Raw genomic sequence first — 26,543 nt, forward strand, 5'->3', positions numbered from 1 at the left:
CATAAGGGTGGATCTGGGACCGGGGAGGCGCGCAGGTGCCTCCCCGGTTCGTTGCTGTGGCGTGAGCGACAACAACCGTGAAGAGAAGCGGAGCGCGCGGGAGCGGCTCCAACAGGAGCGCGAGCGGGAGAAGGCGCGCGAGAAGCGCCGGCGTCTGCTGATCGTGTCGTCCGCCGTGGTGGGAGTCCTCGGACTGGCCGCCGTCGTCGGGCTGATCGCGGCCAACAGCGGGGGCAAGGGCGATTCGACCGCCACCGGACCCGTCGTCGCCCCCACCGGCGCCAACGGCGACGAGCGGCTGGCGATCCCGACGGGCGCCGCCGACGCGCCGTCCACGCTCACGGTCTGGGAGGACTTCCGCTGCCCGGCCTGTGCCTCCTTCGAGAACGCGTTCCGGGACACGATCCACGAGCTGGAGGCCAAGAAGCAGCTCAAGGTCGAGTACCACCTCGCCACCATCATCGACGGCAACATGGGCGGCAGCGGCTCGCTGCGCGCGGCGAACGCCGCCGCGTGCGCCCAGGATGCCGGGAAGTTCACGCCGTACCACGATGTGCTCTACCGGAACCAGCCGCCCGAGAGCGACGACGCCTTCGCCAAGAACGACAAGCTGCTCGAGCTCGCGGCCAAGGTGAAGGGGCTCGACACGCCCGCCTTCCGCAGCTGTGTGCAGGAGGGCAGGCACGACGGCTGGGTCACCAAGTCCAGCGAAGCGTTCCGCAAGGGTGACTTCCAGGGCACCCCGAGCGTGCTGCTCAACGGCGAGTCGGTCTTCCCGGTCAAGGGGAACGAGCAGATCTCCCCGGAGAACCTGAAGAAGTGGGTCGCGCAGGCGAACAAGGGCAAGAAGCCCGCGGCGGGTGGCGACAGCGGCGCGGAGTCCCCCGAGGGCGCCGATTCCGGCAAGGACTCCGGCTCCCACCAGGGCACGGGCGCTCACGGGGACGCGGGCACCGGGAAGAGCTCCGGCACCGACGGGGACGCGGGCACCCGGAAGAGCTCGGGCATCCACGAGAACCCGGGCTCCCCCCAGGGGGCGACCACCCGTGAGGGGGCGGGCGCGCCGTCCGCCGGCTGAGCCTCCCGGCCGGGCGTTCCGGGACCCCCGCGGAGTCGTCTCCCGGGGGTCCCCGCACAGGAAAGCGGGGGGAGGGTTGCCCCACAGCCCACTCGGCACGGTAGCGTCGGGTCTGCCATGGACCTTGCCTACATTCCCAGCCCGTCGACCGGAGTGCTCCAGGTCGGACCACTCCCGCTGCGCGGCTACGCCTTCTGCATCATCATCGGTGTCTTCGTCGCCGTCTGGTACGGCAACAAGCGCTGGATCGCCCGCGGCGGTACAGCCGGCACCGTGGCCGACATCGCCGTCTGGGCGGTGCCCTTCGGCCTCGTCGGCGGCCGTCTCTACCACGTCATCACCGACTACCAGCTGTACTTCAGCGAGGGTGAGGACTGGGTCGACGCCTTCAAGATCTGGGAGGGCGGCCTCGGGATCTGGGGCGCGATCGCGCTGGGCGCGGTCGGCGCGTGGATCGGCTGCCGGCGCCGCGGGATCCCGCTGCCGGCCTGGGCCGACGCGCTGGCCCCGGGTGTCGCCTTCGCGCAGGCCATCGGCCGTTGGGGCAACTGGTTCAACCAGGAGCTGTACGGCAAGCCCACCGACCTCCCCTGGGCGCTCAAGATCACCGCGAGCGCGAACCGCGAGGCCGGTCTCTACCACCCCACCTTCCTCTACGAGTCGCTGTGGTGCGTCGGTGTGGCGCTCCTGGTGATCTGGGCGGACCGCCGCTTCACGCTGGGACACGGCCGCGCCTTCGCCCTCTACGTGGCGGCGTACTGCACGGGCCGGGCCTGGATCGAGTACATGCGCGTCGACGAGGCGCACCACGTGCTGGGTCTGCGGCTCAATGTGTGGACCGCGATCATTGTCTTCGTCCTGGCGGTGATCTACATGGTGATCTCGGCCCGGGTGCGGCCCGGCCGCGAGGCGATCGTGGAGCCGCTGAAGGACACGGACACCACGGCGAAGGACGAGGGCGCGAAGGACGAGGGCACCGAGGCCCGGGACGAGGAGTCCGCGAACGGCGCGGGCGACGACCCCGGTCCGGTCGAGGACGCAGGTCCGCAGGCCGGTCCGGAGCCCTCCTCCGAAGCCACGACGGCCGACGCCGACGCTGGCAAGCCCGCCCTGGGCTGACCGGGCAGCGGTTTCCGTACGGGGCCGCCGGGACCGAGAGGTTCCGGCGGCCCCGTGCGTGTGTGAGTGCGTGTGTGAGTGCGCGTGTCGCGGGGTGAGATCCGGCAGGCCGGAGTAAGTGTGCGGGGCGGGTGTCGCGCGGTCAGAGCCGGTCGGCCAGCATGAGTGTGCGGTACGCGAGCGCCACCAGGGCCGCGTCGACGAACCGGCCGTCCGGGAGTGCCTGGGCGCCCTCGTCGACGGCCGCCGCCCTGACGATCTCCTCCGCCGACGCCACCTCCCCGTCCGTGGGCAGATACGCCCGCTCGATCACTGGCAGCTGCCGCGGATGGATCGCCGCGCGCCCCACGAAGCCCAGCGCCCGGCCCGCGGCGCAGCTCGCCGCGAGCCCCTCCAGGTCGCGCACGTCGGTGTGGACCGACTGGGCGGGCGGGGGCAGACGCGCCGCACGGGCGGCCACCACGACCCGGCTGCGCGGCCAGGCGAGCCCGGCGTCGTTCCGTACCCCGAGGTCGGCGCGGAGGTCGGCCTCGCCGAGCGCGAGGCCCTGGACGTCGGGGTGGGCGGTGGCGAGGGCGTACGCGTGCTCGACGCCGAGAGCGGATTCGATGAGCGGGAGAAGCGGCGTACCGGGGGCGAGACGGGCGACGTGGTGGATCTGGGCCGGGACGTCGGTCTTCGGCAGCCGCAGGCAGGCCAGACCGGGCAGCCCGTGCAGGGCGGTGATGTCCGACGGGGCGTGGACGCGGACGTGCACGGGGACCTCGTGCGGGGCGGCGAGGAGCTCGACGGTGGCGGCGAGCGCGTACGCCTTGCGGTCCGGGGCCACCGCGTCCTCCAGGTCGACGACGACCACGTCGGCGCCGCTGGAGAGGGCCTTGCGGACGGTGTCGGGACGGTCGCCGGGGGCGTAGAGCCAGGTCAGGGGGATCGTCATAGCGCGCCTTCGGTGGACAGGGCGGTGATCTGGGCGGCGGAGAGACCCAGCTCGGCGAGGACCTCGGCGGTGTCCGCGCCGTGCGGGCGGCCGGCCCAGCGGATGGCGCCCGGGGTCTCGGAGAGCCTGAAGAGGACGTTCTGCATCCGGATCGGCCCCAGCTCGGGGTCCGCGACCTCGGTGACGGTGTCCAGGGCGCGGTACTGCGGGTCGTCCATCACGTCCCGGATGTCGTACACCGGCGCGATCGCCGCCTCGGCCTTCTCGAACGCGGCCATCGCCTCCTCCCGGGTGTGCCGGGCGACCCAGGAACCGACGGCCTCGTCGAGGACGTCGCAGTGCGCCGCGCGGGTCGTGCCCTCCGCGAACCAGGGCTCGTCGATCAGCTCCGGCCGGCCGACCAGCCGCATCACCCGCTCGGCGACCGACTGGGCGGAGGTGGAGACAGCGACCCAGCAGCCGTCGGCGGTGCGGTAGGTGTTGCGGGGGGCGTTGTTGCGGGAGCGGTTTCCGGTGCGCGGCTGGACGTAACCGAGCTGGTCGTACCAGAGCGGCTGCGGGCCGATGACCGCCAGGATCGGCTCGATGATCGCCATGTCGACCACCTGGCCGCGCCCGGTGGCCGTGCGGGCGGCGAGCGCGGTCATCACCGCGTAGGCCGTCGCCAGCCCCGCGATCGAATCCGCGAGGCCGAACGGCGGCAGGGTCGGCGGGCCCTCCGGCTCTCCGGTGATGGCCGCGAAGCCGCTCATCGCCTCGGCCAGCGTGCCGAAGCCGGGGCGGTGCGCGTACGGGCCGAACTGGCCGAAGCCGGTGACCCGAGTCAGCACCAGCCGCGGGTTGACGGTGGAGAGTTCCTCCCAGCCGAGTCCCCACCGCTCCAGGGTCCCCGGGCGGAAGTTCTCGATGACGACATCGGCGGTGGCGGCCAGCCTGAGCAGGGTGTCGCGGCCGCCGGAGGTGGAGAGATCGAGGGTGACCGTGCGCTTGTTGCGCCCCAGCACCTTCCACCAGAGGCCGACGCCGTCCTTGGTGGGGCCGTGGCCGCGGGACGGATCGGGCCTGCGGGGATGCTCGATCTTGATGACGTCGGCGCCGAAGTCGCCGAGCATCGTGGCGGCGATGGGCCCGGCGAAGAGCGTGGCGAGATCGAGGACACGCAGGCCCCGCAGCGGCGCGGCCGGCTCGGCCGCCGGCCCGGCGATCGTGTCGGTGATCGGGTCGGTCGTCATACGGCGTCCATTTCGGTGTCGGCCTCACTGTCGAACTCGGAGCGGTACGGCATCGACGACGAGGCCCCCGGGCGCTGTACGGAGAGCGCGGCGGCCGACGAGGCCCAGGCGAGCGCCCGGGGCACCGGACGGCCCTCGGCCAGCGCGACGGCCAGCGCCCCGACGAACGTGTCGCCCGCCGCCGTGGTGTCGACGGCGTGGACCTGCGGCGCGGGGACGGTGACCGGGTCGGTTCCGCGAGCCGCGTGGAGGCTGCCCCGCGCGCCGAGGGTGATGACCACCTCGGGGACGTCCCGCAGCAGAGCCTCGGCTGCCGCGCGCGGGTCCGAGAGGCCGGTGAGGGCGGCGGCCTCGTGCTCGTTCGGCACCAACAGGTCGGTGGCGGCGAGCAGTTCCGGTGGCAGGGGCTGAGCGGGCGCCGGGGTCAGGATCGTCCGGACACCGAGGCGCCGGGCCGCCCGCGCGCCGTCGGTCACGGCGGACAGGGGCAGCTCCAGCTGGAGGAGCAGCGCGTCGGCCGTTGCGATGAGTGCCTCGTCGCCCGGGGTCAGGGAGGTGACCGAGCCGTTCGCGCCGGGGATCACCACGATGGCGTTCGACCCCTCGTCGTCGACGACGATATGGGCGGTGCCGGAGGCGCCCTCGGCGGTGCGCAGCAGATCGGTGTCGACGCCGGCTCCGTCGAGCGAGGCGCGCAGCCGTACGCCGAAGTCATCCGTGCCGACGGCGCCGATGAGCGCCACCTCGGCACCGGCGCGGGCGGCCGCCACGGCCTGGTTGGCCCCCTTGCCGCCGGGGATCGTACGGAACTCCCGGCCGGTGACGGTCTCTCCGCGCGCGGGGGCCCTGGGGACGTACGCGACGAGGTCCATGTTCGTACTGCCGAGCACGACGATGTTGGTCATGCGGTCCGTACCTCCCGGTGCGTGAGTTCTGCGAGGGTGTCGAAGCCGATGCCGTCGAAGGTGGCGACGGAGGTGGAGAGGCGGTTCTTCAGCGGGGCCGTCCAAGGGTCGGGGATGCGGTCGGGGCTGCCCGCGAGGAGACCGGCGACGGAGCCGGCGGTGGCGCCGTTGGAGTCGGTGTCCCAGCCGCCCGAGACGGCCGCGCAGATCGAGCGGGAGAAGTCACCGTCCGCGTGGGTCAGGGCGGCCGCGAGGAGTGCGGCGTTGGGGACGGCATGGACCCAGTGGTACGTGCCGAGGGCGGAGTGCAGACGGTCCACGACGGCGTCGAAGTCGCGGTGCGTGGCGGCGGTCTCGATGCCGAGACGGACCGCCTGGGCGAGCCGCGAGCGGGGCGGGACGACGAGGAGGCCGGCGGCGAGCGCCTGATGGACGTCGGCGGTGCCCGTCGCGGCGGTGGCGAGGGTCGCGGCGACGAACATGGCGCCGTACACGCCGTTGCCGGTGTGGGTGAGCGCGGCGTCGCGGTACGCCTGCTCGGCGGCCGCGGCCGGATCGCCCGGGTGCGTCCAGCCGTGGACGTCGGCCCGGATCTGCGCGCCGATCCACTCCCGGAACGGGTTGCGGCGCGAGGCGGTGAACGGCGGCTCGACGCCGTCGAGGAGATTGCGGTACGCGATCCGCTCGGCGGTGAACGTCCGCCCGGCCGGCAGCTCGTCCAGCCACAGGCGGGCGACGTCGGCGGTGGTGAAGCCGGGGCCGTGGCGCTGGAGCAGCAGCAGATCGAGCAGCGGGTAGTTGAGGTCGTCGTCCTCGGGCATCCCGTCGATGGTCTCGGCGAGGGAGGTGGCCGCGGAGCGACGGTTCCAGGGGTGGGCCGCCTTGAGCTCAGCGGGGACCCCACGGGCGGTGAACCACGTGCTGAGCGGCCAGTTGCCGGTGGCGCGGGCGAGGGCGCGGATGGCGTGGAGGGGAAGCTTCTCGACGGGCTTGCCCAGCAGACAGCCGGCGGCGCGGCCGAGCCAGGCGGCGTGCAGCCGCTGGAGGAGGGTGGGTTCCGCCGCCGTCCCGCCGGGAGCCGCGCGGCCCGGCGCGGAGGGCTCCGGCGCGGTCGTGGGGAGGGGGGCCGGCGGCCGGAGGCGACCGGTGGGGTGGGGCGCGGGGGCGGCCGGACGTCCGGCGTCCGGCCAGTTCGGGCAGGCCTCCTTGATCGCGTCGAAGGGCGTCGGCTCGCTGCGGGACAACGGGCTCGGCAGTACGGCGAGTTCGTCGAGCAGGCGCTCCGCGAGCGCGCGGAGGTGGGGGGAGGCTTCGGGGGAGGTGCCCGCCGTCGCGGGGGCGGGCCGGCCGCCGGCCGAGCGCCAGCGGGAGGCGATGGCCCGGGCGTCACGGCCGTCCTCGGCCGCCTGGCGCAGCTCGTGCCCGAGCAGATCCTCCGGCTGCACCCAGGTGAGACGCAGCGTCATCCCCTCACGCCCCCGCCAGCCGGCCGAACGCGGACTCGTGGGCCCGGCGGCGGTCCGTGTCGCGGGCGAAGATCTCCCGGGTCACCTCCGCCAGTACACCCGCGGGCGCGCGCAGATCGAGACGGCTGGCCTCGGCGACCCGCTCCGACCACGCCCCGGGGACCGCCGCCTCGCCGTGCAGCGCGCCCGCCACGGCGCCCGCCATCGTCGCGATGGAGTCGCAGTCGCGGCCGTAGTTGACCGCGCCCAGGACCGTACGGCTGTAGTCGCCACCGCCGATCAGCAGCATGCCCAGGGCGACGGGCAGCTCCTCGATCGAGTGGAGGCGGGAGGGCCGCCGGGCGCCCAACGACGGGGCACGGTAGTCCGGGCCGACCGTGTCGAACGGAGCCACCGCCTCGCGCAGCGGACCCAGCGCCGGCTCGAAGTCCGAGTACCGTTCGGCCACTTCGGCCACGGCCTCGATCGCCGCGCATGTGCCGTCCTTGGCCAGGGACAGCACGGTCTCGAGGACCGAGGCGGGCGTGGCGTCGGGGACGCACGCCGCCGCGACCGCCGCCGCGAAGACGCCCGCGGCCTCCCGGCCGTACGAGGACTGGTGGGCGCCGGCGATGTCGAGGGCCTCGGCGTACGCGGCCTGCGGGTTGGCGGCGTTGACCAGTCCGACGGGGGCCATGTACATCGCGGCGCCGCAGTTGACCATGTTCCCGCTGCCTGCCTCGCGCGGGTCGACATGGCCGTAGTGCAACCGCGCGACCAGCCACTTCTCGGCGAGGAAGATCCGCTGGAGCGGCAGCGCCTCGGCCTCCAGTTCCGGGATCCAGCGGGGTGTGGAGATGAGGTCGGGGACGAGGTGGTCGGCGACGGCGTACGCGTCCAGGTGGTCGCGCACCGTCCCGTACACCCGGACCAGCGCATGGGTCATCAGGGTGTCGTCGGTGACGTGCCCGTTTCCCTTGTGGTACGGCGCGATCGGGCGGGCGGTGCGCCATGCGTCGCCGTTCCACGGGCCGACGATGCCGGTGACACGGCCGCCGTGGCGCTCGGCGATCTGGTCGGGGGTGTATCCCTCGACCGGGCCGCCGAGCGCGTCACCGACGGCCGCTCCGACGAGACTGCCCGTGATCCGGTCTTCGAGAGTGAGCGTGGCTGTGGTCAGTACGGTCGTCATGTCGGGATTGTCCACCCGGGGTGACCGTGGGCGGGGAATCTCACGCCCGGGATCGCCGTGGAGTCGGATCGGTGGCGCGGGGAGGGGCGGGAGCCCCGGGCTGGTTACGGCGCGTGGCGCTGGGCCCGGTCGGCGCGCGCGTGCGGATCCGGGTGGGGGCGCGGGTGGGACAGATGCGCGAGGCGCTGGGCGAGGAGGACGAGATCCGTACCGGCGAGGCGGGGCAGGGCGCAGCCCGCCAGCGTGCGGCAGGCGTCCCGCCAGGTGGCCGGGACGGAGTCCCCGCCGCCGAGCGCGCCGGTGAGCGCCCCGGCGAGGGCGGGCGCGGAGTCCGCGACCCGGGACAGGCAGGCGGCGGCGGGTACGGCCCCGGCGACCCGGCCGCGCGAGGCGACGGCCAGGGCGAGGGCGACGGGGACGGTCTCGGCGGCGGCGATGCCGTAGCTGTAGACGTGGTCGACGATCTGGTGCTCCAGGATCGGGACCAGTTCGAAGGCGTCGGCCGCGTCGCGCGCGGTCTTCACCGCGTGCTGGGCGTTGCGGCCGATCTCGGTGGCGGGCGGGAGCTGCGCCAGGGCGGCGTCGACCGCCTCGTCGACCGGTGCCCCGCCGAGCGCGGCGGCGACGGCCGCGGCCATGGCACGGGCGCCGTGCACCCCGTCGCCGTCCTGGGTGTAGCGGGCGTCGAACTCGGCGAGCTCGGCGGCGGCGTGCGGGTCGCCCGGATGGACCACGGCGAGGACGGCGGCGCGGACGCAGGCGGCGTCGTCGAAGTAGTGCGGGTTGTCGTGGCCGGTGGCGGGCGGGCGCAGGCCGGTGGCGAGGTTGCCGAGCCCGGCGCGTACGGAGATCCGGGCGCGGAGGGGAAGCACCGCCGACTCGACTTCGGGGGCGCGGTCGGCGGCGGCGGCGATCTGGCCGGCGAGGGAGTTCCAGGCGAGATCGACGGCGGCGCGCAGGCGGTGGGCGGGGGAGAGGCCCCGGAAAAGACCGCCGGCGGCGGAGAGCACGGCCTCGGCGGTGAACGCGGCCCATTCGGCGTCGTCCGAGGGGCCGAGGCGGAGCGGCTCGGGGGGCTGGTTGAGGGCGATGGGCACGGGGAGCGTGGTCGTGGCGTTCTGCTCGGCGAAGGTGTCGAGCTCCCGGGTCAGCCTGCGGGTCCACTCGGGCATCCGCGCGGCCCGATGCCGCGCGGCGGGCCACCCGGCGGCGTCCCCGGCGGCGAGCCCGAGCAGAAGCCCCTCGATCCGCGAGGCGACCCCCGGCACGGGGGCGCCGGGCGCCCGGGCGGGCTCAGGGGCGTCGACGCGGACGTCCTCGGTGACGGCGCCCGGCTCCGGGGCGGCTGCCGGGGCGGCCTGGTGCGGGCCCGGGTCGTCCGGGTGCGGGGTGGGGGTGGTCAGGGGGCCGGTCACCGGGGTGGGGCACGGGGCGTCGGCGCGGGTGTCGGTCGCGGCGGCCTGGTGCGGGGCCGGGGTGAGGGTGTCGTGGTGCAGTCCCGGGGCATCGGCGCCCGGCTCCAGGGCGGTCGGGTGCGGGGTGGGGGTGGTCAGGGGGCCGGTCACCGGGGTGGGGCACGGGGCGTCGGCGCGGGTGTCTCCCGTCGCGGCGTCCCGTTCCCGGGGCCGGGTCACCCCGTGCCGCCCGGCGGCACCGCCGCCCGTCGCCGTGGTGGTGTCCTCGGTCATGACGCCGCCTCCTCGTCCGGGGTCAGCAGGTCCGCGATGTCCAGGACGTGGTAGCCCCGCATCGACGGGAGGCAGCTGCCGCGCACCGGGCCGATCGCGCACGCCCAGTCCGGCGGGATCGCCGCCTCGCCGGACATCGCACCGGCCAGGGCGCCCGCGACCGCCGCCGTGGTGTCGGCGTCGCGGCCCATGTTGACGGCCGTCAGGACCGCCGTGCGGAAGTCCCCGCGGGCCGAGGCGAACGCGCCGAACGCCAGGCCGACCGCCTCCGGCGCCAGGTCCGTCCACGGATAGCCGCCGATCACCACCGCGGAGCGGACCGCGCGTTCGCGGCTGAGGGCGTCCGGCTGGACGCGCTGCGCCGCGACCACCGCGCGGCGCATCGAGCGGGCCGTCCAGGAGTCCATCGGCACGACGGACAGGGCCGCGGCGATGACCGAGGCCACGCCCGCGCCGGACATCGCCGCCGCGACGCCCGCAGCGACGGCCTGGCCGCCGTAGATGCCCTCGCCGTCGTGGCTGACGCAGCCGTCGATCGCGACCAGCCGCGCCGCCTCCGCTGGGCGCCCCGGCGCGAAGACCCCGAACGGCGCCGCCCGCATGGCGAGCCCGTCGCTCCAGGCGTGGCGGTGCTGGGCGGAGATGGGCGCGGCGAGACCTCGGCGCAGGTTCTCCAGCGTTCCGCGTTCGCTGAACCCCGCTCCCCGGAAGGGACCCTCGTCCAGGTCGGCGATCCAGTGGTGCCAGGCCTTCTCCACGTGCGGCACGGTCAGTGCCGAGCCGTGCCGGGCCAGCAGCAGCCCGGAGAAGATGGCGTACTCGGTGTCGTCCGTGCCCGCCGGGTCGTCCGTGACGAACCCTTCGATACGGCCCCACTGGCGGCGGATCTCGGAGGGCCGCATATTCTCGGCGGGCGCTCCGAGCGCGTCGCCGACGGCCAGCCCCAGCAACGCGCCCCGGGCCCGCTCACGGAGGTCGTGTGCCGTGAGTACGCCTGCGATCGACTCCATCGCGTGGTCCCTTCCCGCGCGGTACCGCGCACCTCGGGTTCCTGGATCTGTGCCACGCGCGAGGGCTGGGGAGTCTGACAAACGCCGGTGTCACCCGCCTGACACTGCGACAGATAAGGCGACGGATACTGAGGCACGCCTTCGTAAGTAAGGCCTTACTTGCTGGCGGGACCCTTACATCGGGCGTATTTTCGAGGAAGTCGAGGGGGAGCGGGGCTTGTTACCGGCAACCGGAACCCGCTGAGAGCAAGGGGATAGCTGTGTCCATCATCGAGACCGAGGCAACACTGCACGCGGCGCACCGCGACAACCACACGCACCGCGACGTGAACGGCGGCTGGCTGCGCCCCGCGGTGTTCGGCGCGATGGACGGGCTCGTCTCCAACCTGGCCCTGATGACCGGTGTCGCGGGCGGCGCGGTCTCCCAGCAGACCCTCGTCATCACCGGCCTCGCCGGACTCGCGGCGGGTGCCTTCTCCATGGCCGCCGGCGAGTACACCTCCGTCGCCTCCCAGCGCGAGCTCGTCCAGGCCGAACTGGACGTCGAGCGCCGCCAGTTGCGCAAGCACCCGATCGACGAGATGGAGGAGCTGGCCGCGCTGTACGTGTCCCGGGGCGTCGAGCCCGCGCTGGCCCGCGAGGTCGCCATGCAGCTGTCGAAGGACCCCGAGCAGGCGCTGGAGATCCACGCCCGCGAGGAGCTCGGCATCGACCCGGACGACCTGCCGTCGCCGACCGTCGCCGCCGTGTCGTCCTTCGCCTCCTTCGCGCTGGGCGCGCTGCTGCCCGTACTGCCGTACCTGCTCGGCGCGACCGCGCTGTGGCCCGCGGTGCTGCTGGCGCTCTTCGGCCTGTTCGCGTGCGGTGCGCTGGTGGCCCGGGTCACGGCCCGCAGCTGGTGGTTCAGCGGACTGCGCCAGCTCGTCCTCGGTGGGGCCGCGGCGGCGGTGACCTACGGCCTCGGCATGCTCTTCGGCGCGGCGCTCTAGCCGCGTCCCAGGCGTCGGCCCCCTCCCCCGGAGGGGGCCTTTCCGCGTCCGTGGGGCGTCGCTGTGACGAATCTCCCTGGGCGGAACGGCCGACTCGGTGAGACACTATGCGTGCCACGACATAGGTAGTCGTAACCCGGTGGTTTCGATTCCTTAATCACCGGGCATGAGGCGTAAGCGCCGCGGGCAATGAAGCCTGCTCTGCGACGGGTCGCCGGAGATCCCGGACCACCGATTCGTCCCCGTGTGACCCCACTCAGCCGCCCATGCGCGGTGTCCGCATGTTGGAATGAGCTATCCGTTCCGCGAGAAGCCAGCCATCATGTAACTTGCACGAAATTTCAGCTTGAGGGCCAACGTCGTCCCTCGGCACTTGCACATGCCACGACGACGACGGGAGAGCCCATGCGTTCCGACGCCTGGTCGCCCATGGACGGTCGCCCTGCTCCGCAGGGGATGTACGACCCCCGTAACGAACACGACGCCTGTGGCGTCGGGTTCGTGGCCACCCTCACCGGTGTTGCCAGCCACGCGCTGGTCGAGCAGGCGCTGACCGTACTGCGCAATCTGGAACACCGAGGCGCCACCGGCTCCGAGCCTGATTCCGGTGACGGCGCGGGCATCCTGTTCCAGGTCCCGGACGCGTTCCTCCGCGAGGTCACCGACTTCGACCTTCCCGCCGCCGGCTCGTACGCCGTCGGAATCGCCTTCCTTCCCGCCGACGGCTCCGCACAGGCCGTCGAGCGGATCCAGGCGATCGCGGCCGAGGAAGGCCTGACCGTCCTCGGCTGGCGCGACGTCCCCGTCGCCCCCGAGCTCCTCGGCGCCTCCGCGCGCGCCACGATGCCGGTCTTCCGGCAGCTCTTCGTCGCCGACGGCGCCAGCGAGGGCATCGTCCTCGACCGCAAGGCGTTCGTCCTGCGCAAGCGCGCCGAGCGTGAGGCCGGGGTGTACTTCCCCTCGCTCTCCGCCCGCACGATCGTCTACAAGGGCATGCTGACCACCGGCCAGCTGGAGCCCTTCTTCCCGGACCTGTCGGACCGCCGCTGCGCGACCGCCGTCGCGCTGGTCCACTCCCGGTTCTCGACGAACACCTTCCCGAGCTGGCCGCTCGCCCACCCGTACCGCTTCGTCGCGCACAACGGCGAGATCAACACGGTCAAGGGCAACCGCAACTGGATGGTGGCCCGCGAGTCCCAGCTCGCCTCCGATCTCTTCGGCTCGGAGAACCTCGAGCGGATCTTCCCGGTCTGCACCCCGGACGCCTCCGACTCCGCCTCCTTCGACGAGGTCCTGGAGCTGCTCCACCTCGGCGGCCGCTCGCTGCCCCACAGCGTCCTGATGATGGTCCCCGAGGCGTGGGAGAACCACGACTCCATGGACCCGGACCGGCGCGCGTTCTACCAGTACCACGCCACGATGATGGAGCCGTGGGACGGCCCGGCGTGCGTCACCTTCACCGACGGTGTCCAGGTCGGCGCGGTCCTCGACCGCAACGGTCTGCGCCCGGGTCGCTACTGGGTGACCGACGAGGGACTCGTCGTGCTCTCCTCCGAGGTCGGTGTCCTCGACATCGACCCCGCCAAGGTCGTCCGCAAGGGCCGCCTCCAGCCCGGCAAGATGTTCCTCGTCGACACCGCCGAGCACCGCATCATCGAGGACGACGAGATCAAGGCCGGCCTCGCCGCCGAGCTCCCGTACAAGGAGTGGCTGGAGACCGGCGAGATCGAGCTCGAGGACCTCCCCGAGCGCGAGCACATCGTCCACACCCACGCCTCGGTCACCCGGCGCCAGCAGACCTTCGGCTACACCGAGGAAGAGCTGCGCGTCATCCTCGCGCCGATGGCCCGCACCGGCGGTGAGCCGCTCGGTTCCATGGGCACGGACTCGCCGATCGCCGCGCTCTCCGAGCGCCCCCGGCTGCTGTTCGACTACTTCACCCAGCTCTTCGCGCAGGTCACCAACCCGCCGCTGGACGCCATCCGCGAGGAGCTTGTCACCTCGCTGCGCTCCTCGCTGGGCCCGCAGGGCAACCTGCTCGAGCCGACCGCCGCGTCGTGCCGCAGCGTCACCCTGCCCTTCCCGGTGATCGACAACGACGAGCTGGCCAAGCTCATCCACATCAACGCCGACGGCGACATGCCCGGCATGAAGGCCGCGACCCTGTCCGGTCTCTACCGGGTCTCCGGCGGCGGCGACGCCCTCGCCGCCCGGATCGAGGAGATCTGCGCCGAGGCCGACGCCGCCATCGAGGGCGGCGCGCGCCTGATCGTGCTCTCCGACCGTCACTCCGACGCCGAGCACGCGCCGATCCCGTCGCTGCTGCTCACCGCCGCGGTCCACCACCACCTCATCCGTACGAAGCAGCGCACCCAGGTGGGTCTGCTCGTCGAGGCCGGTGACGTCCGCGAGGTCCACCACGTCGCGCTGCTCATCGGCTACGGCGCCGCCGCGGTCAACCCGTACCTGGCGATGGAGTCCGTCGAGGACCTGGTCCGCGCCGGCACCTTCATCGAGGGTCTGGAGCCCGAGCAGGCCATCCGCAACCTGATCTACGCGCTCGGCAAGGGCGTCCTCAAGGTCATGTCGAAGATGGGCATCTCGACCGTCGCCTCCTACCGCGGCGCCCAGGTCTTCGAGGCCGTCGGCCTCGACGAGGCCTTCGTCGCGAAGTACTTCAACGGCACGGCCACCAAGATCGGCGGAGCCGGTCTCGACGTCGTCGCCAAGGAGGTCGCCGCCCGGCACGCCAAGGCGTACCCCGCCTCCGGCGTCCCCTCCGCGCACCGTGCGCTGGACATAGGCGGCGAGTACCAGTGGCGTCGCGAGGGTGAGCCGCACCTGTTCGACCCGGAGACGGTCTTCCGTCTCCAGCACGCCACGCGCACCCGGCGCTACGACATCTTCAAGAAGTACACCGAGCGGGTGAACGAGCAGTCCGAGCGGCTGATGACGCTGCGCGGCCTCTTCGGCTTCGCCTCCGACCGCCCGTCGATCCCCCTCGACGAGGTCGAGCCGGTCTCCGAGATCGTCAAGCGCTTCTCCACGGGCGCCATGTCGTACGGCTCCATCTCCCAGGAGGCGCACGAGACCCTCGCCATCGCCATGAACCAGCTGGGCGGCAAGTCCAACACCGGTGAGGGCGGCGAGGACCCGGAGCGCCTGTACGACCCGGCGCGCCGCTCCTCCATCAAGCAGGTCGCCTCCGGCCGCTTCGGTGTGACGAGCGAGTACCTGGTCAACGCGGACGACATCCAGATCAAGATGGCCCAGGGCGCAAAGCCCGGCGAGGGCGGCCAGCTGCCCGGCCACAAGGTCTACCCGTGGGTCGCCAAGACCCGGCACTCCACCCCGGGTGTCGGTCTGATCTCCCCGCCGCCGCACCACGACATCTACTCCATCGAGGACCTGGCTCAGCTGATCCACGACCTCAAGAACGCCAACCCGGCCGCGCGCATCCACGTGAAGCTGGTCTCCGAGGTCGGTGTCGGTACCGTCGCCGCGGGTGTCTCCAAGGCCCACGCGGACGTCGTCCTGATCTCCGGCCACGACGGCGGCACGGGCGCCTCGCCGCTCACCTCGCTGAAGCACGCGGGCGGCCCCTGGGAGCTCGGCCTCGCCGAGACCCAGCAGACGCTGCTGCTCAACGGCCTGCGCGACCGGATCGTGGTGCAGACCGACGGCCAGCTCAAGACCGGCCGCGACGTCGTCATCGCCGCGCTGCTGGGCGCCGAGGAGTTCGGTTTCGCGACCGCGCCGCTCGTCGTCTCCGGCTGCGTCATGATGCGCGTCTGCCACCTGGACACCTGCCCGGTCGGTATCGCCACGCAGAACCCGGTGCTGCGCGACCGGTTCTCCGGCAAGGCCGAGTTCGTCGTCAACTTCTTCGAGTTCATCGCCGAGGAGGTCCGTGAGCTCCTCGCCGAGCTGGGCTTCCGCACGATCGAAGAGGCCGTCGGCCACGCCGAGCTGCTCGACACCAGCAACGCCGTCACGCACTGGAAGGCCCAGGGCCTCGACCTCGAGCCCCTCTTCCACGTGCCCGCGCTGCCCGAGGGCGCCGTGCGCCACGCGCTGATCGAGCAGGACCACGGTCTGGAGAAGGCCCTCGACAACGAGCTGATCGAGCTCGCCGCCGAGGCCCTGAACGCGGACTCCGCCGAGGCCGCCCAGCCGGTCCGCGCGCAGGTCGCGATCCGCAACATCAACCGGACGGTCGGCACCATGCTCGGCCACGAGGTGACGAAGAAGTTCGGTGGAGCGGGCCTGCCCGACGACACCATCGACATCACCTTCACCGGCTCCGCCGGCCAGTCCTTCGGCGCCTTCCTGCCGAGCGGTGTCACGCTCCGCCTGGAGGGCGACGCCAACGACTACGTCGGCAAGGGCCTCTCCGGCGGCCGCGTGATCGTCCGCCCGGACCGGGGCGCCGACCACCTGGCCGAGTACTCGACGATCGCGGGCAACACGATCGCGTACGGCGCCACCGGCGGTGAGCTGTTCCTGCGGGGCCGCACCGGCGAGCGCTTCTGCGTCCGCAACTCCGGCGCGACCGTCGTCTCGGAGGGCGTGGGCGACCACGGCTGCGAGTACATGACCGGCGGCTACGCGGTCGTCCTCGGCGAGACGGGCCGCAACTTCGCGGCCGGTATGTCGGGTGGTATCGCGTACGTCATCGACCTCGACCGGGACAACGTCAACGCCGGGAACCTCTCCGCCGTCGAGACGCTCACCGAGGCCGACCAGGTGTGGCTGCACGATGTCGTGCGCCGTCACCAGGAGGAGACGGGCTCCACCGTCGCCGAGAAGCTCCTTGCCGACTGGTCCGCGAACGTGGACCGCTTCAGCAAGATCATCCCGACCACGTACAAGGCTGTGCTCGCCGCCAAGGACGCCGCTGAGCTCGCCGGTCTCTCCGAGCAGGAGACCACCGAGAAGATGATGGAGGCGGCGACCAATGGCTGACCCCAAGGGCTTCCTGACCACCGGCCGCGAGGTCGCCAAGACCCGCCCCGTCGGTGACCGGCTCAGGGACTGGAACGAGGTCTACGTTCCCGGCTCCCTGCTGCCGATCATCAGCAAGCAGGCCGGACGCTGCATGGACTGCGGCATCCCGTTCTGCCACAACGGATGTCCGCTCGGGAACCTGATCCCCGAGTGGAACGACTACGCGTACCGCGAGGACTGGTCCGCCGCTTCCGAGCGGCTCCACGCGACCAACAACTTCCCGGAGTTCACCGGGCGGCTGTGCCCCGCTCCCTGCGAGTCGGCGTGTGTCCTCGGCATCAACCAGCCGGCCGTCACCATCAAGAACGTCGAAGTCTCGATCATCGACAAGGCGTGGGACTCCGGCGACGTCACCCCGCAGCCGCCGGAGCGCCTGTCCGGCAAGACCGTCGCGGTCATCGGCTCGGGCCCGGCGGGTCTCGCCGCCGCCCAGCAGCTGACCCGCGCCGGTCACACGGTCGCCGTGTACGAGCGGGCCGACCGCATCGGCGGACTGCTGCGCTACGGCATCCCCGAGTTCAAGATGGAGAAGGTGCACATCAACCGCCGCATCGAGCAGATGCGCGCGGAGGGCACCAAGTTCCGTACCGAGGTGGAGATCGGCGTCGACATCGACGCGGCGAAGCTGCGCCGCCGGTACGACGCGGTGGTCATCGCGGCCGGTGCGACCGTCTCCCGCGACCTGCCCGTCCCGGGCCGTGAGCTGAACGGCATCCACTTCGCGATGGAGTACCTGCCGCTCGCCAACAAGGTGCAGGAGGGCGACTTCGTGGCGCCCCCCATCACCGCCGAGGGCAAGCACGTCGTCGTCATCGGCGGCGGCGACACCGGCGCGGACTGCGTCGGTACGGCCCACCGGCAGGGCGCGGCGTCCGTCACGCAGCTGGAGATCATGCCCAAGCCGGGCGAGGAGCGGACGGCCGGCCAGCCCTGGCCGACCTTCCCGATGCTCTACAAGGTCACCTCCGCGCACGAGGAGGGCGGCGAGCGGGTCTACTCCGTCTCCACCACCCACTTCGAGGGCGACGAGGACGGCAACGTCCAGTTCCTGCACCTCGTCGAGGTCGAGTTCAAGGACGGCAAGCTGGAGCAGAAGCCGGGCACCGAGCGGAAGATCCCGGCGCAGCTGGTCACCCTGGCCATGGGCTTCACCGGCACGGACCAGTCCAACGGCCTGGTCTCGCAGTTCGGCCTGGAGCTCGACGAGCGCGGCAACGTGGCGCGCGACGCGGACTTCGCCACCAACGTCGACGGTGTCTTCGTCGCAGGTGACGCGGGCCGCGGCCAGTCCCTGATCGTCTGGGCGATCGCCGAGGGCCGCTCGGCGGCCCGCGGCGTCGACCGGTACCTGACGGGCGCCAGCGAGCTGCCGGCTCCGATCCGCCCGACGGACCGGGCCCTGACCGTCTAGCCCACGCCGTAGGACCCCACGGATGTCCCGTACAACGGCGTACGGAACTGATCGCGGCGCCTGCCGAGTCCCCGACCGGACCGATGGCAGGCGCCGCGGCGCGTCCCGGGGCCGCCGCCCTACGCGGACGAGGGGGCGATCCAGGTGACGAGCACCGCCGCCGCCACGCACAGCACACCCAGCAGACCCAGCCAGCGAGCCCACTCGATCAGCTTCCAGATCGTGCGGGCGCGCTTCGTCTCGTAGCGCAGGATCTGGGTGGCCTCCAGGACCCTGGTCTCGCCGGGGCGGCCGTGGACGGCGGATACGGCCAGCCACGACGCGAGGATCAGCGTGACGAACGCGGCGACGAGCAGCCCGATCACCCAGCACCGTGGCCCGTGCTGCAGCTTGCTCAGGTTCTCCTGGCCCTTGAGCACGAAGACCGTGGTGAGCAGCCCGGTGAGCGAGGTCAGGAAGTTGCGGTACCCCTCGGCCTGCGTCCTCGCGCCCTCCAGCTGACGGCTCGGCTCACCCATCTCCCGGGCCCTGCGGTCGGCGTCCCGCAGCTGCTGCGGCGTGAACTCGCTCATCGGGGGAGCCCGGTGGGCGGCAACGCGATGTACAGCCCTGCGCCGCAGCCGTCCTCGCCAGCGGGCCGTCCCATGTGCAGCGAGCGGCAGGTGCAGACCGTGTACCACGGCTTCGACGCCTCCGGATCGGCCTCCCGGCCCAGGAAGCCGCCCTTGGCGACCGTGTGCTGCCCGACGGGCCAGCGCTTGGTCATGGCGCACTGGCAGATCGGGCAGGTGCCGGTCGCCTCGTACCGGTCCTGGCCGACGCGGTGACGGGCCCACGCGAAGCCGGTCTGGGGCGGGTCGTGAGTCACGGAGTCGTCGTACGGAATCAATGAACTCATGCGTTCTGGCTCTCTGTTGACGGGAGAGTGAGCGAGAAGAGGTTCGCGTAGAGGCCGAGCCGCTCCCGCACCTCGGCCTCCGACAGATCGGTCTCCTCGGCACACAGCACGATGTGATCGGGGTCGACGGTTCCCGTGAGCTCGGGGGCGCGACCGGTCAGCTGCCGGGTGAGGATGACGACGTCCCGCCAGTCGGGGACCACGTCGGCCTCCTGGGGTGTGGGCGGGGAGACGGTGACGTCGAGGCCCAGGCAGCGGTAGGGGGCGTAGCGCGCGTAGGCCGCGGCCAGCGTCAAGTCGAAACGCCCCGCGACGAGGACGAGTTCGAGGGGGCCGAGGGTGTTGGACGTGATGAGGTCCTCGTCGAAGGCCGCGTGGTCCAGGGCGGTGGGAATCAGGCCGGCGAGTGCGGCGGCGTCGTCGCCGGTGAACTCGCCGGGCAGCGGAGGGGCACCGAGCGTGGAGTAGGCGGTGATGGCCTCCACCGCCCAGCCCAGGGTGAATGCGCGGCTCTCGCAGTACGCCAGCAGCCCGGAGATGGTCAGCCGTTCCTTGAACCTGATGGAACGAACCGTGGTGTCCAGCAGAAGCCCCGCCTGGTCCATCGTGGGTCGCAGAGCGAGGGCGGCGGGCGGAACCTTCGCCACCTCCAGCGGGAGCTCGGCGGGCAGTTGGGCGAACCGCGAGGTGATCTCCCCCAGGGAGACGGCGTGATGAGCCGCGGCGGCCGTCAGGATGGCGAGGGTGGCACCGGCCTGGTCGAGGGCCGGAAGGAAGTTGAACATGTCCCTGCCCATGCCTGAGCCGATGGCTCGGCCCGACGCGGCGGTCTTGAACAGAGCCGTCACCTGGGTCAGATGTTTCTGGATCACCTCCACCTGGGAGCGGCAGTCCGGGGTGAGCATCCCGCACGCCTCCAGGAGCTCCAGCTCCGCGGACAGCGAAGTCCGCGGCCTCGGCTGGGGCCGGGACGGGGAGCCGCGGCGCAGGCGCGGCGCCCTGTGGCTGTCGATGACCTCCCACGGCCCGATCCGCCGGACCGGCTCGCCGCGGGCATGGCTGCCGAACGAGGCCCAGTGCGGTGCCTCGGCTTCCGGGTCGACACCCGAAAGCTCCGGCGCGCGCACGCCGGTGACGTCGCTGAGGCGGTTGATGGTGTCGACCACGGCCCCCACGGTGGTCTCCTTGTCGGCGGAGCAGCGGAGCACATGCGTGATGGGAACGGTGCCGCGGCACCAGGGTTCTTCGGCGTCGATGTCCTCGGACAGCAGGTCCTTCTCGTACGCGGACAGGGGCGGTGCGTCGAGCGCCGTGTCGGACAGTTCGTCGTCCAGGGAGAAACCGAGCGGGGCGAGGTGCTTCAGACGCTGGGCCAGATGGGCCCGGGTCGCGGGGTCGTCCGAGCGCTGGAGCAGCGTGAGGGAACAGACCTCCCCCGCCACCCACGAGTGTTGCTCCTCGTCCGAGGGCGGCGAACCCGCGATCAGCAGAACCTCGGGCATGGAGAACCGCTCGCCGAGCAGGCCGGGCTCGAGCTGGGGAGCCGGGGGCAGTGTCGTGTCGAGGGACCTGAGCGTGTCCAGTGCTTCGAGGGCCTCCTCGAGGGTGACGTCGTACTCACCGGAGATCATGACCAGCGGGGCATGGGTGGCGGGCGTGAGGCCACGGCGCTGATAGCCCGAGGCCTCCTTGTAGGCGGCGTGAAGGCGTGCCTCTAGCGGGCCGATGTCAACGGAGCGAAGCGCCCGGATGTCCGTGACCGCCGGGACGGGCACGCCGACGATCGCGTAGCGCCGCAGGGCGCGCACCAGCTCGCTCAGCGGTACGTCGAGCGAGGCCGCCGCGCGGATCAGTCCCTCCCAGTCGTCCACGGGGGCACGCTCGGGGAAGAGGACGAAGTCGAGGGGAGCGGGCAAGGGATAGCCCCGTGGCTGGAACGGCTCCTGCCACGGGTCGCTGAGCAGGGTCTTCCGCCAGGCAGACAGCGTCGTCTTGGTGTCCATCAAGTGCGACCCGCGTTCGCGGATGGCCTTGTCGAACGGAAGGCAGCCGACCTCGGAGAGGAGGAACGTGCCCACGAAATCCCCGCCCGTGTCGAAGTCCTCGTCGTCCTCCAGCACACACATGGTGTCCTCGGCCAGCTCCTGCAGGACGCGCAGCGCCAGACGCGGTTCCGCGGGCGCCAGGGCCCAGAGCCAGTTCAGCGAGACCTCGCCGCATCCCTCCAGCGCCGCCGGCACCGAGTCCAGCAGGGCCTCCATGACCTTGGCCTCGTCGTACGAGATCAATTGGTTCCGGTTGACGCTCAGTTCGGGGCTGTGTGCCTCCCGCAGATTGAAGACGTAGCCGAACTTGTTCGGGGAGTCCTTGATGGTGACACCGTCGAAGAGCAGCCTTCCGGGACCCTGGACGATCCAGGTGTCCGCTCCTGACGCCATCTGGTCGTGCCGCTGCTGCCTGGGCCGCAACACCCCCGGACGCCAGCGCGAGCTCCGCACGCAGCGCCCCGGCTCCTCCTCCGCGAACTCCTCCGCCGTCACCTCGTAGTCGCTCACCCACAGCAGCGACTTCAGCGTGTCCACCAGCGAGGGCAGCGGCTCGTCCTGGGCCGTGAGATAGAGCCGGACGCGGGTGCCCCCAGTGACCGGGGCGTCGGCGGCCGGCCGGATCTGGAGGAGGTTCGACCCCGCGTGGATGTCCGCGCGCAGCGCGCCGTTCGCCACGGGCAACCCGTGGAAGTCGACCGGTCCGGTCCAGACGACCACTTCCTCGGCGAGCATGAAGTAGCTGAAGACGCCGATGCCGAACCGGCTGTTCATCGCCACGTCCTCGATGCCGTAGCGGCGCCAGTTGCGGCGTTCCTGGACGAAGTCCGGGTCCTGTTCGTACCGCTTGCCCGCCCGGGCGAACATTGAGGTGAGCTTCTCCCGGCTCATGCCGATGCCGTTGTCCTCGCACTGGATGTACGGGCGTCCCTCCTCGTCCCAACCCTGGGTGAAGGTGATCCTTCCGCCCCACTCCGGGTCCGGGCGCCCCCGCCGGATGCCGTAGGAGGTCCGCATGTCCCGGTAGCGGCAGGCGTCGAGCGCGTTCTGGTACAGCTCCCGTACGGCGAGGGTCCGGTCCCCGTAGAGCGGGGTGCCCATGAGCAGGGGGCGGATCTCGTCCTCCGCCAGCCGTAACCGTTCGAGCGGCTTGGTGTACTGGCCGTGGTGCGGCACCAGATGCTCGGTGGTCACCTCGACCGGGACGCCGCGCAGCAGGGCGGGCAGGTTCGTGCCGCGCTTCTTCTTCCAGTAGCCGTGCAGGGAACGCACCGACGCGTCGGCGCTGCCCGCGAGTTCCTCGATCGCGGCGTGCAGCGCCGGATGGGGACAGCGGAAGCGGACGGCCAGACCGTATTCCTCGCTCTCGGCCGCCGTCCGTGTGTCCTCGTAGGCGAATTCGGAGGAGAGCGCGGCGACCACGTCCCGTGGGACCAGCGGTTTGTGCGCGGCGAGGTGGTCGATGAGCACGCTGGACATCCGCCGGGGGTCCGCGGCGAGCAGACCGGCCGTCCACAGCAGGTGGGCGAGGTCGCGGCCGCGCCACTGGCTGCCCCGGACGGGCGGATAGTTGCTCCAGTCGTCGTCCTGGTGGGCTTCGTTGATCCGGGGGCTGCTGCCGGGGCGCACCGTCAGGTGCCCGAGCACCTGGCGCACCTGGCGGTCGATGCCGTGGCGGTCGCTCTCCGTCGGCACCCGGGCCGTGAGGTCCTCGGCCGAGGCGATGACGGCGTCCACGGTCAGGGAGACGAGGTGGTCGACGCTCGGGTAGTCGCCGGTGCGTTCCCAGAGCCGGTCCCAGTCCGCGACGTACCGGTGGCGCAGCCAGTGGTCGGCGGCGAGCGCGGCTTCCGCCAGCCCCCGGCGACGGCCCAGCGCCTCGGTCGTGCGCTGGACCCGTGAATGGGCCCGGCACACATCGGTGACCCCGCTGCGGACCAGCTTCTGATGGTCGGAGCGCGGGCACGGGTGGCCTTCGGCTGCCGGGACGGCGTCCACGCGGTCACCGAAGAGGTCGGCCAGCTCCCCGAGTGCCACGGCGACCGCGCCCTCGTAGACCACGGGCGCGGCGAGCAGGACGGCGGTCTCGGCGGGGGACAGGCGCTCCATGTCGTGGAGCGAGGCCCTGCGCACCAAGTCGGCGAGGTGCCGCTCGACCCGGACCGGGAACGCCGGGTCCCCCCACGGGTCGTCCAGATGGGCGCCGGCGCCGGAACGGGCCTCGGCGACCTGGAGAACGAGGTCGGTGAGCCGGGCCTTGACGCGTTCGTGGAGGTCGGGACTTCCGCTCGTGTGGTCCCAGAGCCCCGACTCGGTGATCGAGCGCGTCCAGCGCAGCGTCTCCTGGGAGCCGTCGCAGAGGACGAGTTCGATCGCGGTCTCCCGGCGCTGGTGCGGGAAGTACTCCTGGATGTCGGGAGCCGGGTGCGGGAGGTCGCGGGCGAGCCGGCGCGCGGTCTTGCGGGTGTACTCGACGATGTCGCTGAAGGTCGTCGGCGGGCTGGTCGGGGAGAGCGCTTCGCCGAGTGCCCGGCCGAAGTAACTGCCCTCCGTCGCATCGGCGAAGGACTGCTGCCCACGACCGCAGCTGTGCAGCCAGAAGACGTCCTCCCCACCGGCGACCAGCAGGGTCTCCTCGATCTCCGCCGCGGGGCGCGCGGCGGCCGTGCGGCACATGTCCAGGCAGATCACCGCGGTCACACCCGGCTTCAGCCCGTGGAGCAGGTCGCGGGGGTCGGCGGCGAGCAGGGTGCCGTGCAGCAGACCCCGGGTGCCGTCGTCGTGGAGCGCGCCCGGCTGCGCGTCGGCCGGTACGAGGTAGTCCCGCCCGTTCACGGACTCGCCGTGGCAGGAGAGGTAGACGAAGGCGGTGTCGCCGGGCTCGCACGAGGCGAAGAGATCGTGCAGCCGGCCGAGGACCGTGCCGCGGCCCACGTCCCGGTGGAGCGGGTCGCGGTGGCCCGGGTGGTGGGTGCTGACCTCGTACCGTGACTGCTCCAGCGCCTTGGCGATCAGGGTGACGTCCTGGTCGGCGCAGGAGAGGGGCGGAAACCGCTGGGCGAGATCCGGCACCTGCTGGAGGGAGGGAGTCTCGGTGATACCGATGAGAAGTGCCCGCCGGCGGCCGCCGGCGCCGTTGATCCCGTGTGTCACGCTCGATCGACTCCGTGCTTCTCGGCTGCCTCGCCGTGTCCCGCCGGTTTTCACCTCCCGATCGTACGAGCAGATGGACGCCCACCGACACGGAACGGCCTTCGTCCGCCGCTATTGACTAAAAGTCAATTCCCCTCCACGCTCGGGACCGAGCCGCCGTCCGCCCACCGGGAGGTCCCGTGAGCACCGCAGCACTGACGTGTCTGGGTACGGAACTGGGCGGACCGCCGCCCGACAGCCTCAGCGGCCTGACGGATCAACAACTGGCCTTGCTGGCCGACGCGCTGGTCCGCGAGCGGGAGTCCAGGGCCGCAGGGCTCGAGGAAGCGGCCGAGCAGGCCCTCGCGCTGGTGCCCGCCCTCGCCCGCGGGCCCGTCCGCCGCATCCTCTTCAAGTGAGCGGAGTCGTCGTCATGGACACACTGCGCAGCACGGCCGAGATCCAGAAGATCGCCGCCCTCCTCGGAGAGACGCCCGAGCGGCTCGCGTTCCTGCGGACCCTGCCCGTCGGCGACCTGCGACGGCTGCGGGAGCAGGCGGTCGCCGCGCTCTTCGACGGGCAGCCCGAGATGCTCGACCGGATCGCCGGCGCGACCAGGCTCGTCCCGGCCGGGGTGGCCGCCGCCATCTCGCAGAAGGCGCTCGGGCCGCGGCTCGCCGCCGCCGTCGCCGGGAGGCTGGAGCCCGCCCGGGCCGCCGACATCATCGAGAAGCTGCCGGTCGCGTTCACCGCGGAGTCCTGCGCCCACCTGGACCCGCGGAAGATCGCCGGGATCGTCGACCGGCTCGACGAACCGCTGCTGATACGGATCTCCGTCGCCCTGGCCGAACGCGGCGACCACCTGACCATGGGGCGCTTCGTCGGCCATCTGCGGGACTCGGCACTGGAGCGGATCCTGCCGCAGGTCGGCGACGACGTGGTCCTGCGCACGGGCGCCGCCATCGACCTTCCCGAACGGCTGGGCAGAATCGTGGAGTTGGTGGGCGAGAAGCGGCTGGAGCGCGTCATCGGCTCGGCGAGCGAGGCGGGACTGTGGCCGGAGGCCCTCGCCGTGGCCGGGATGGTCACCGGGGAACAACGCGGCGTGATCGCGGCCCTCGCCGCCCGCCGGCCCGGCGAAGAGCTCGACTCCCTGGTGCGCACGGTGGCCGAGCGGCAGCTTTGGGAGTCACTGCTCCCCCTGGTCGCCCTGCTGGGCGACGAGGACCGACGGGCCGTCGCCGTACTGCCGTCGCTGCGTGACGCGGCCGTGCTCGGCGGGATCGTACGGGCCGTCGTGGCGACCGGGCTGTGGGCGGAGTTCCTCCCGCTGGTCGAGCTGCTGCCGGAGGAGTCCCGTACGACCGTGGCGAAAGCCGCCGCCGCGCTCACGGACGACGAACTCGACGCGCTGGCCCGCGACGTCGACCGGCAGGACCTGTGGGACCTGGTCCTGCCCCTGGTCGAGTCGATGGACGACACGGGCAAGCAGCGGATCTTCGCCCTGCCCGCGTTCCAGGAGCAGAACCAGGACCGGGCCGGCTGAGGGGGGCGGCCGGGCGGGCGGCGCGGTGGCATCGCCGGGACGGCGGCCACCGCCCCGCTCACCCGGCCGTCAGCCCCCCGTCCACCCTGAACTCCGCCCCCGTCACATACGACGAGGCGTCCGACACCAGGAACAGGACCAGCTCCCCGGCCTCCTCGGGCCGCCCCATCCGGCCCAGCGGCACATGGGACCAGTCCCTGCCGGTGACGGCCGCCGTCATCGGGGTGTCGATCGCTCCGGGGTGCACCGAGTTGACCCGGACCCCATAGCGCGCGAGATCCAGCGCCGAGGAGCGGGTCAGGCCCCGCAGGCCGAACTTCGTCGACCCGTAGGCCGCGTGCCCGGGGATGCCCACCAGCCCGGCGGTCGACGACACGTTGACGACCGATCCGCCCCCGGCCTCCTTCAGCGCCGGCAGCACGGCCTGGACGCCGAGGAACGGGCCCAGCAGGTTGACCCTGATCAGCGTCTCGAAGTTCTCGTACGTCTCGTCCTCGACGGAGGCCGTACGCCACAGGGCGGCGTTGTTGACCAGCGCGTCGATCCGGCCGAAGGCGCCGAGCGCGGCCGGCACCACCTCCGCCCAGCTCGCCGCCGACGCCACGTCGTGGCGCACGAACAGGCCGTGCCCGCCCAGGGAATCGGCGACCGCCCGACCCTCCTCCTCCCTGACGTCGGTGATCACGACCCGCGCTCCCGCCTCCGCCAGCATCCGGGCCTCCGCCGCGCCCTGGCCGCGTCCGGCGCCCGTGACGACGACGACCTTGCCGTCCAGAGAGGTCATGCCATCCCCCAGCCCTCGGTCGTATGACGAACAGTCATATTCCTAGCAGGCATGGCCACAACAGGGAACGGCCGCGGGAGGTCGGGCCCGGTGGCCGGGGCACGGCCACCGGGCCATCACGTACC

The 26,543-nt window shown here is 72.4% G+C and carries 16 protein-coding genes and 2 pseudogenes; 7 read left to right on the plus strand and 11 right to left on the minus strand.

Translation table 11 applies throughout. The annotated features are described in order from the left end of the window. Positions 1 to 35: 35 nt before the first annotated feature. Positions 36 to 877, plus strand: a pseudogene (locus ACZ7J0_RS18015) (DsbA family protein); the annotation flags it as partial. 318 nt (positions 878 to 1,195) lie between these two features. Beyond that, a pseudogene (gene lgt, locus ACZ7J0_RS18020) lies at positions 1,196 to 2,096 on the plus strand (prolipoprotein diacylglyceryl transferase); the annotation flags it as partial. A gap of 243 nt (positions 2,097 to 2,339) precedes the next feature. Here the strand turns inward: lgt and ACZ7J0_RS18025 are convergent. The 7 genes from ACZ7J0_RS18025 to ACZ7J0_RS18055 all read right to left on the minus strand — a co-directional run bounded on the left by ACZ7J0_RS18025 (position 2,340) and on the right by ACZ7J0_RS18055 (position 10,606). Beyond that, the gene (locus tag ACZ7J0_RS18025) at positions 2,340 to 3,134 is read right to left on the minus strand and encodes an HpcH/HpaI aldolase/citrate lyase family protein (protein ID WP_470888416.1); all 795 of its coding nucleotides are present in this window, start codon (positions 3,132 to 3,134) and stop codon (positions 2,340 to 2,342) included. Next, positions 3,131 to 4,366, minus strand: a complete 1,236-nt coding sequence (locus tag ACZ7J0_RS18030) for a CaiB/BaiF CoA transferase family protein (protein ID WP_470888418.1) — start codon at positions 4,364 to 4,366, stop codon at positions 3,131 to 3,133. The genes ACZ7J0_RS18025 and ACZ7J0_RS18030 overlap by 4 nt, the downstream gene beginning before the upstream one ends. Beyond that, complete coding sequence (gene rbsK / locus ACZ7J0_RS18035) at positions 4,363 to 5,271, minus strand: ribokinase (RefSeq protein ID WP_470888420.1); 909 nt, start codon at positions 5,269 to 5,271, stop codon at positions 4,363 to 4,365. The genes ACZ7J0_RS18030 and rbsK overlap by 4 nt, the downstream gene beginning before the upstream one ends. Continuing rightward, positions 5,268 to 6,737 (minus strand): ADP-ribosylglycohydrolase family protein, encoded by a 1,470-nt coding sequence (locus tag ACZ7J0_RS18040; protein ID WP_470888422.1) that lies wholly within the window; start codon positions 6,735 to 6,737, stop codon positions 5,268 to 5,270. Before ACZ7J0_RS18040 ends, rbsK begins: the two co-directional genes overlap by 4 nt. Before the next feature lie 4 nt (positions 6,738 to 6,741). Continuing rightward, complete coding sequence (locus ACZ7J0_RS18045; RefSeq protein ID WP_470888424.1) at positions 6,742 to 7,908, minus strand: ADP-ribosylglycohydrolase family protein; 1,167 nt, start codon at positions 7,906 to 7,908, stop codon at positions 6,742 to 6,744. Positions 7,909 to 8,012: 104 nt separating this feature from the next. Further along, positions 8,013 to 9,596 (minus strand): ADP-ribosylglycohydrolase family protein, encoded by a 1,584-nt coding sequence (locus tag ACZ7J0_RS18050; RefSeq protein WP_470888426.1) that lies wholly within the window; start codon positions 9,594 to 9,596, stop codon positions 8,013 to 8,015. Beyond that, on the minus strand, positions 9,593 to 10,606 hold the full coding sequence (locus ACZ7J0_RS18055; RefSeq protein ID WP_470888428.1) for an ADP-ribosylglycohydrolase family protein: 1,014 nt from the start codon (positions 10,604 to 10,606) through the stop codon (positions 9,593 to 9,595). Before ACZ7J0_RS18055 ends, ACZ7J0_RS18050 begins: the two co-directional genes overlap by 4 nt. Positions 10,607 to 10,866: 260 nt before the next feature. Here ACZ7J0_RS18055 and ACZ7J0_RS18060 point away from each other — a divergent pair, with 260 nt between their 5' ends. From ACZ7J0_RS18060 to ACZ7J0_RS18070, 3 genes are all read left to right on the plus strand, one after another. Continuing rightward, complete coding sequence (locus ACZ7J0_RS18060; RefSeq protein WP_470888430.1) at positions 10,867 to 11,595, plus strand: VIT1/CCC1 transporter family protein; 729 nt, start codon at positions 10,867 to 10,869, stop codon at positions 11,593 to 11,595. A 405-nt stretch (positions 11,596 to 12,000) separates the two neighbouring features. Continuing rightward, positions 12,001 to 16,560 carry a glutamate synthase large subunit gene (gene gltB, locus ACZ7J0_RS18065; protein WP_470888432.1) on the plus strand — a complete coding sequence of 1,520 codons (4,560 nt, stop codon included), beginning with the start codon at positions 12,001 to 12,003 and terminating at the stop codon, positions 16,558 to 16,560. Beyond that, positions 16,553 to 18,013, plus strand: a complete 1,461-nt coding sequence (locus tag ACZ7J0_RS18070) for a glutamate synthase subunit beta (RefSeq protein WP_470888434.1) — start codon at positions 16,553 to 16,555, stop codon at positions 18,011 to 18,013. The genes gltB and ACZ7J0_RS18070 overlap by 8 nt, the downstream gene beginning before the upstream one ends. Positions 18,014 to 18,132: 119 nt before the next feature. On the opposite strand, the gene ACZ7J0_RS18075 is transcribed toward ACZ7J0_RS18070, so the two are convergent. From ACZ7J0_RS18075 to ACZ7J0_RS18085, 3 genes are read right to left on the minus strand one after another with little or no spacing between them, the layout of a single operon-like run. Continuing rightward, positions 18,133 to 18,585 carry a hypothetical protein gene (locus tag ACZ7J0_RS18075; RefSeq protein ID WP_470888436.1) on the minus strand — a complete coding sequence of 151 codons (453 nt, stop codon included), beginning with the start codon at positions 18,583 to 18,585 and terminating at the stop codon, positions 18,133 to 18,135. Continuing rightward, positions 18,582 to 18,911, minus strand: coding sequence for a hypothetical protein (locus ACZ7J0_RS18080; protein ID WP_470888438.1), 330 nt, complete (start codon positions 18,909 to 18,911; stop codon positions 18,582 to 18,584). Before ACZ7J0_RS18080 ends, ACZ7J0_RS18075 begins: the two co-directional genes overlap by 4 nt. Continuing rightward, on the minus strand, positions 18,908 to 24,109 hold the full coding sequence (locus ACZ7J0_RS18085; RefSeq protein ID WP_470888440.1) for an HD domain-containing protein: 5,202 nt from the start codon (positions 24,107 to 24,109) through the stop codon (positions 18,908 to 18,910). Before ACZ7J0_RS18085 ends, ACZ7J0_RS18080 begins: the two co-directional genes overlap by 4 nt. Positions 24,110 to 24,288: 179 nt before the next feature. Here ACZ7J0_RS18085 and ACZ7J0_RS18090 point away from each other — a divergent pair, with 179 nt between their 5' ends. Further along, positions 24,289 to 24,507 (plus strand): hypothetical protein, encoded by a 219-nt coding sequence (locus ACZ7J0_RS18090; protein WP_470888441.1) that lies wholly within the window; start codon positions 24,289 to 24,291, stop codon positions 24,505 to 24,507. Then, a complete protein-coding gene (locus ACZ7J0_RS18095; protein WP_470888443.1) occupies positions 24,504 to 25,634 on the plus strand; it encodes a hypothetical protein in 1,131 nt (376 codons plus the stop codon). Before ACZ7J0_RS18090 ends, ACZ7J0_RS18095 begins: the two co-directional genes overlap by 4 nt. A 58-nt stretch (positions 25,635 to 25,692) precedes the next feature. Here ACZ7J0_RS18095 and ACZ7J0_RS18100 read toward each other — a convergent pair whose 3' ends face one another. After that, positions 25,693 to 26,418, minus strand: a complete 726-nt coding sequence (locus ACZ7J0_RS18100; RefSeq protein WP_470888445.1) for an SDR family NAD(P)-dependent oxidoreductase — start codon at positions 26,416 to 26,418, stop codon at positions 25,693 to 25,695. Between the last annotated feature and the right edge of the window lie 125 nt (positions 26,419 to 26,543).

The organism is Streptomyces sp. NPDC038280 (assembly GCF_055600045.1).

Excerpts from the sequence above, each read along its gene's own strand:
- ACZ7J0_RS18025 (WP_470888416.1), bottom strand. The coding sequence starts at position 3,134 with ATGACGATCCCCCTGACCTGGCTCTACGCCCCCGGCGACCGTCCCGAC.
- ACZ7J0_RS18030 (WP_470888418.1), bottom strand. The coding sequence starts at position 4,366 with ATGACGACCGACCCGATCACCGACACGATCGCCGGGCCGGCGGCCGAG.
- rbsK (WP_470888420.1), bottom strand. The coding sequence starts at position 5,271 with ATGACCAACATCGTCGTGCTCGGCAGTACGAACATGGACCTCGTCGCG.
- ACZ7J0_RS18040 (WP_470888422.1), bottom strand. The coding sequence starts at position 6,737 with ATGACGCTGCGTCTCACCTGGGTGCAGCCGGAGGATCTGCTCGGGCAC.
- ACZ7J0_RS18045 (WP_470888424.1), bottom strand. The coding sequence starts at position 7,908 with ATGACGACCGTACTGACCACAGCCACGCTCACTCTCGAAGACCGGATC.
- ACZ7J0_RS18050 (WP_470888426.1), bottom strand. The coding sequence starts at position 9,596 with ATGACCGAGGACACCACCACGGCGACGGGCGGCGGTGCCGCCGGGCGG.
- ACZ7J0_RS18055 (WP_470888428.1), bottom strand. The coding sequence starts at position 10,606 with ATGGAGTCGATCGCAGGCGTACTCACGGCACACGACCTCCGTGAGCGG.
- gltB (WP_470888432.1), top strand. The coding sequence starts at position 12,001 with ATGCGTTCCGACGCCTGGTCGCCCATGGACGGTCGCCCTGCTCCGCAG.
- ACZ7J0_RS18070 (WP_470888434.1), top strand. The coding sequence starts at position 16,553 with ATGGCTGACCCCAAGGGCTTCCTGACCACCGGCCGCGAGGTCGCCAAG.
- ACZ7J0_RS18075 (WP_470888436.1), bottom strand. The coding sequence starts at position 18,585 with ATGAGCGAGTTCACGCCGCAGCAGCTGCGGGACGCCGACCGCAGGGCC.
- ACZ7J0_RS18080 (WP_470888438.1), bottom strand. The coding sequence starts at position 18,911 with ATGAGTTCATTGATTCCGTACGACGACTCCGTGACTCACGACCCGCCC.
- ACZ7J0_RS18100 (WP_470888445.1), bottom strand. The coding sequence starts at position 26,418 with ATGACCTCTCTGGACGGCAAGGTCGTCGTCGTCACGGGCGCCGGACGC.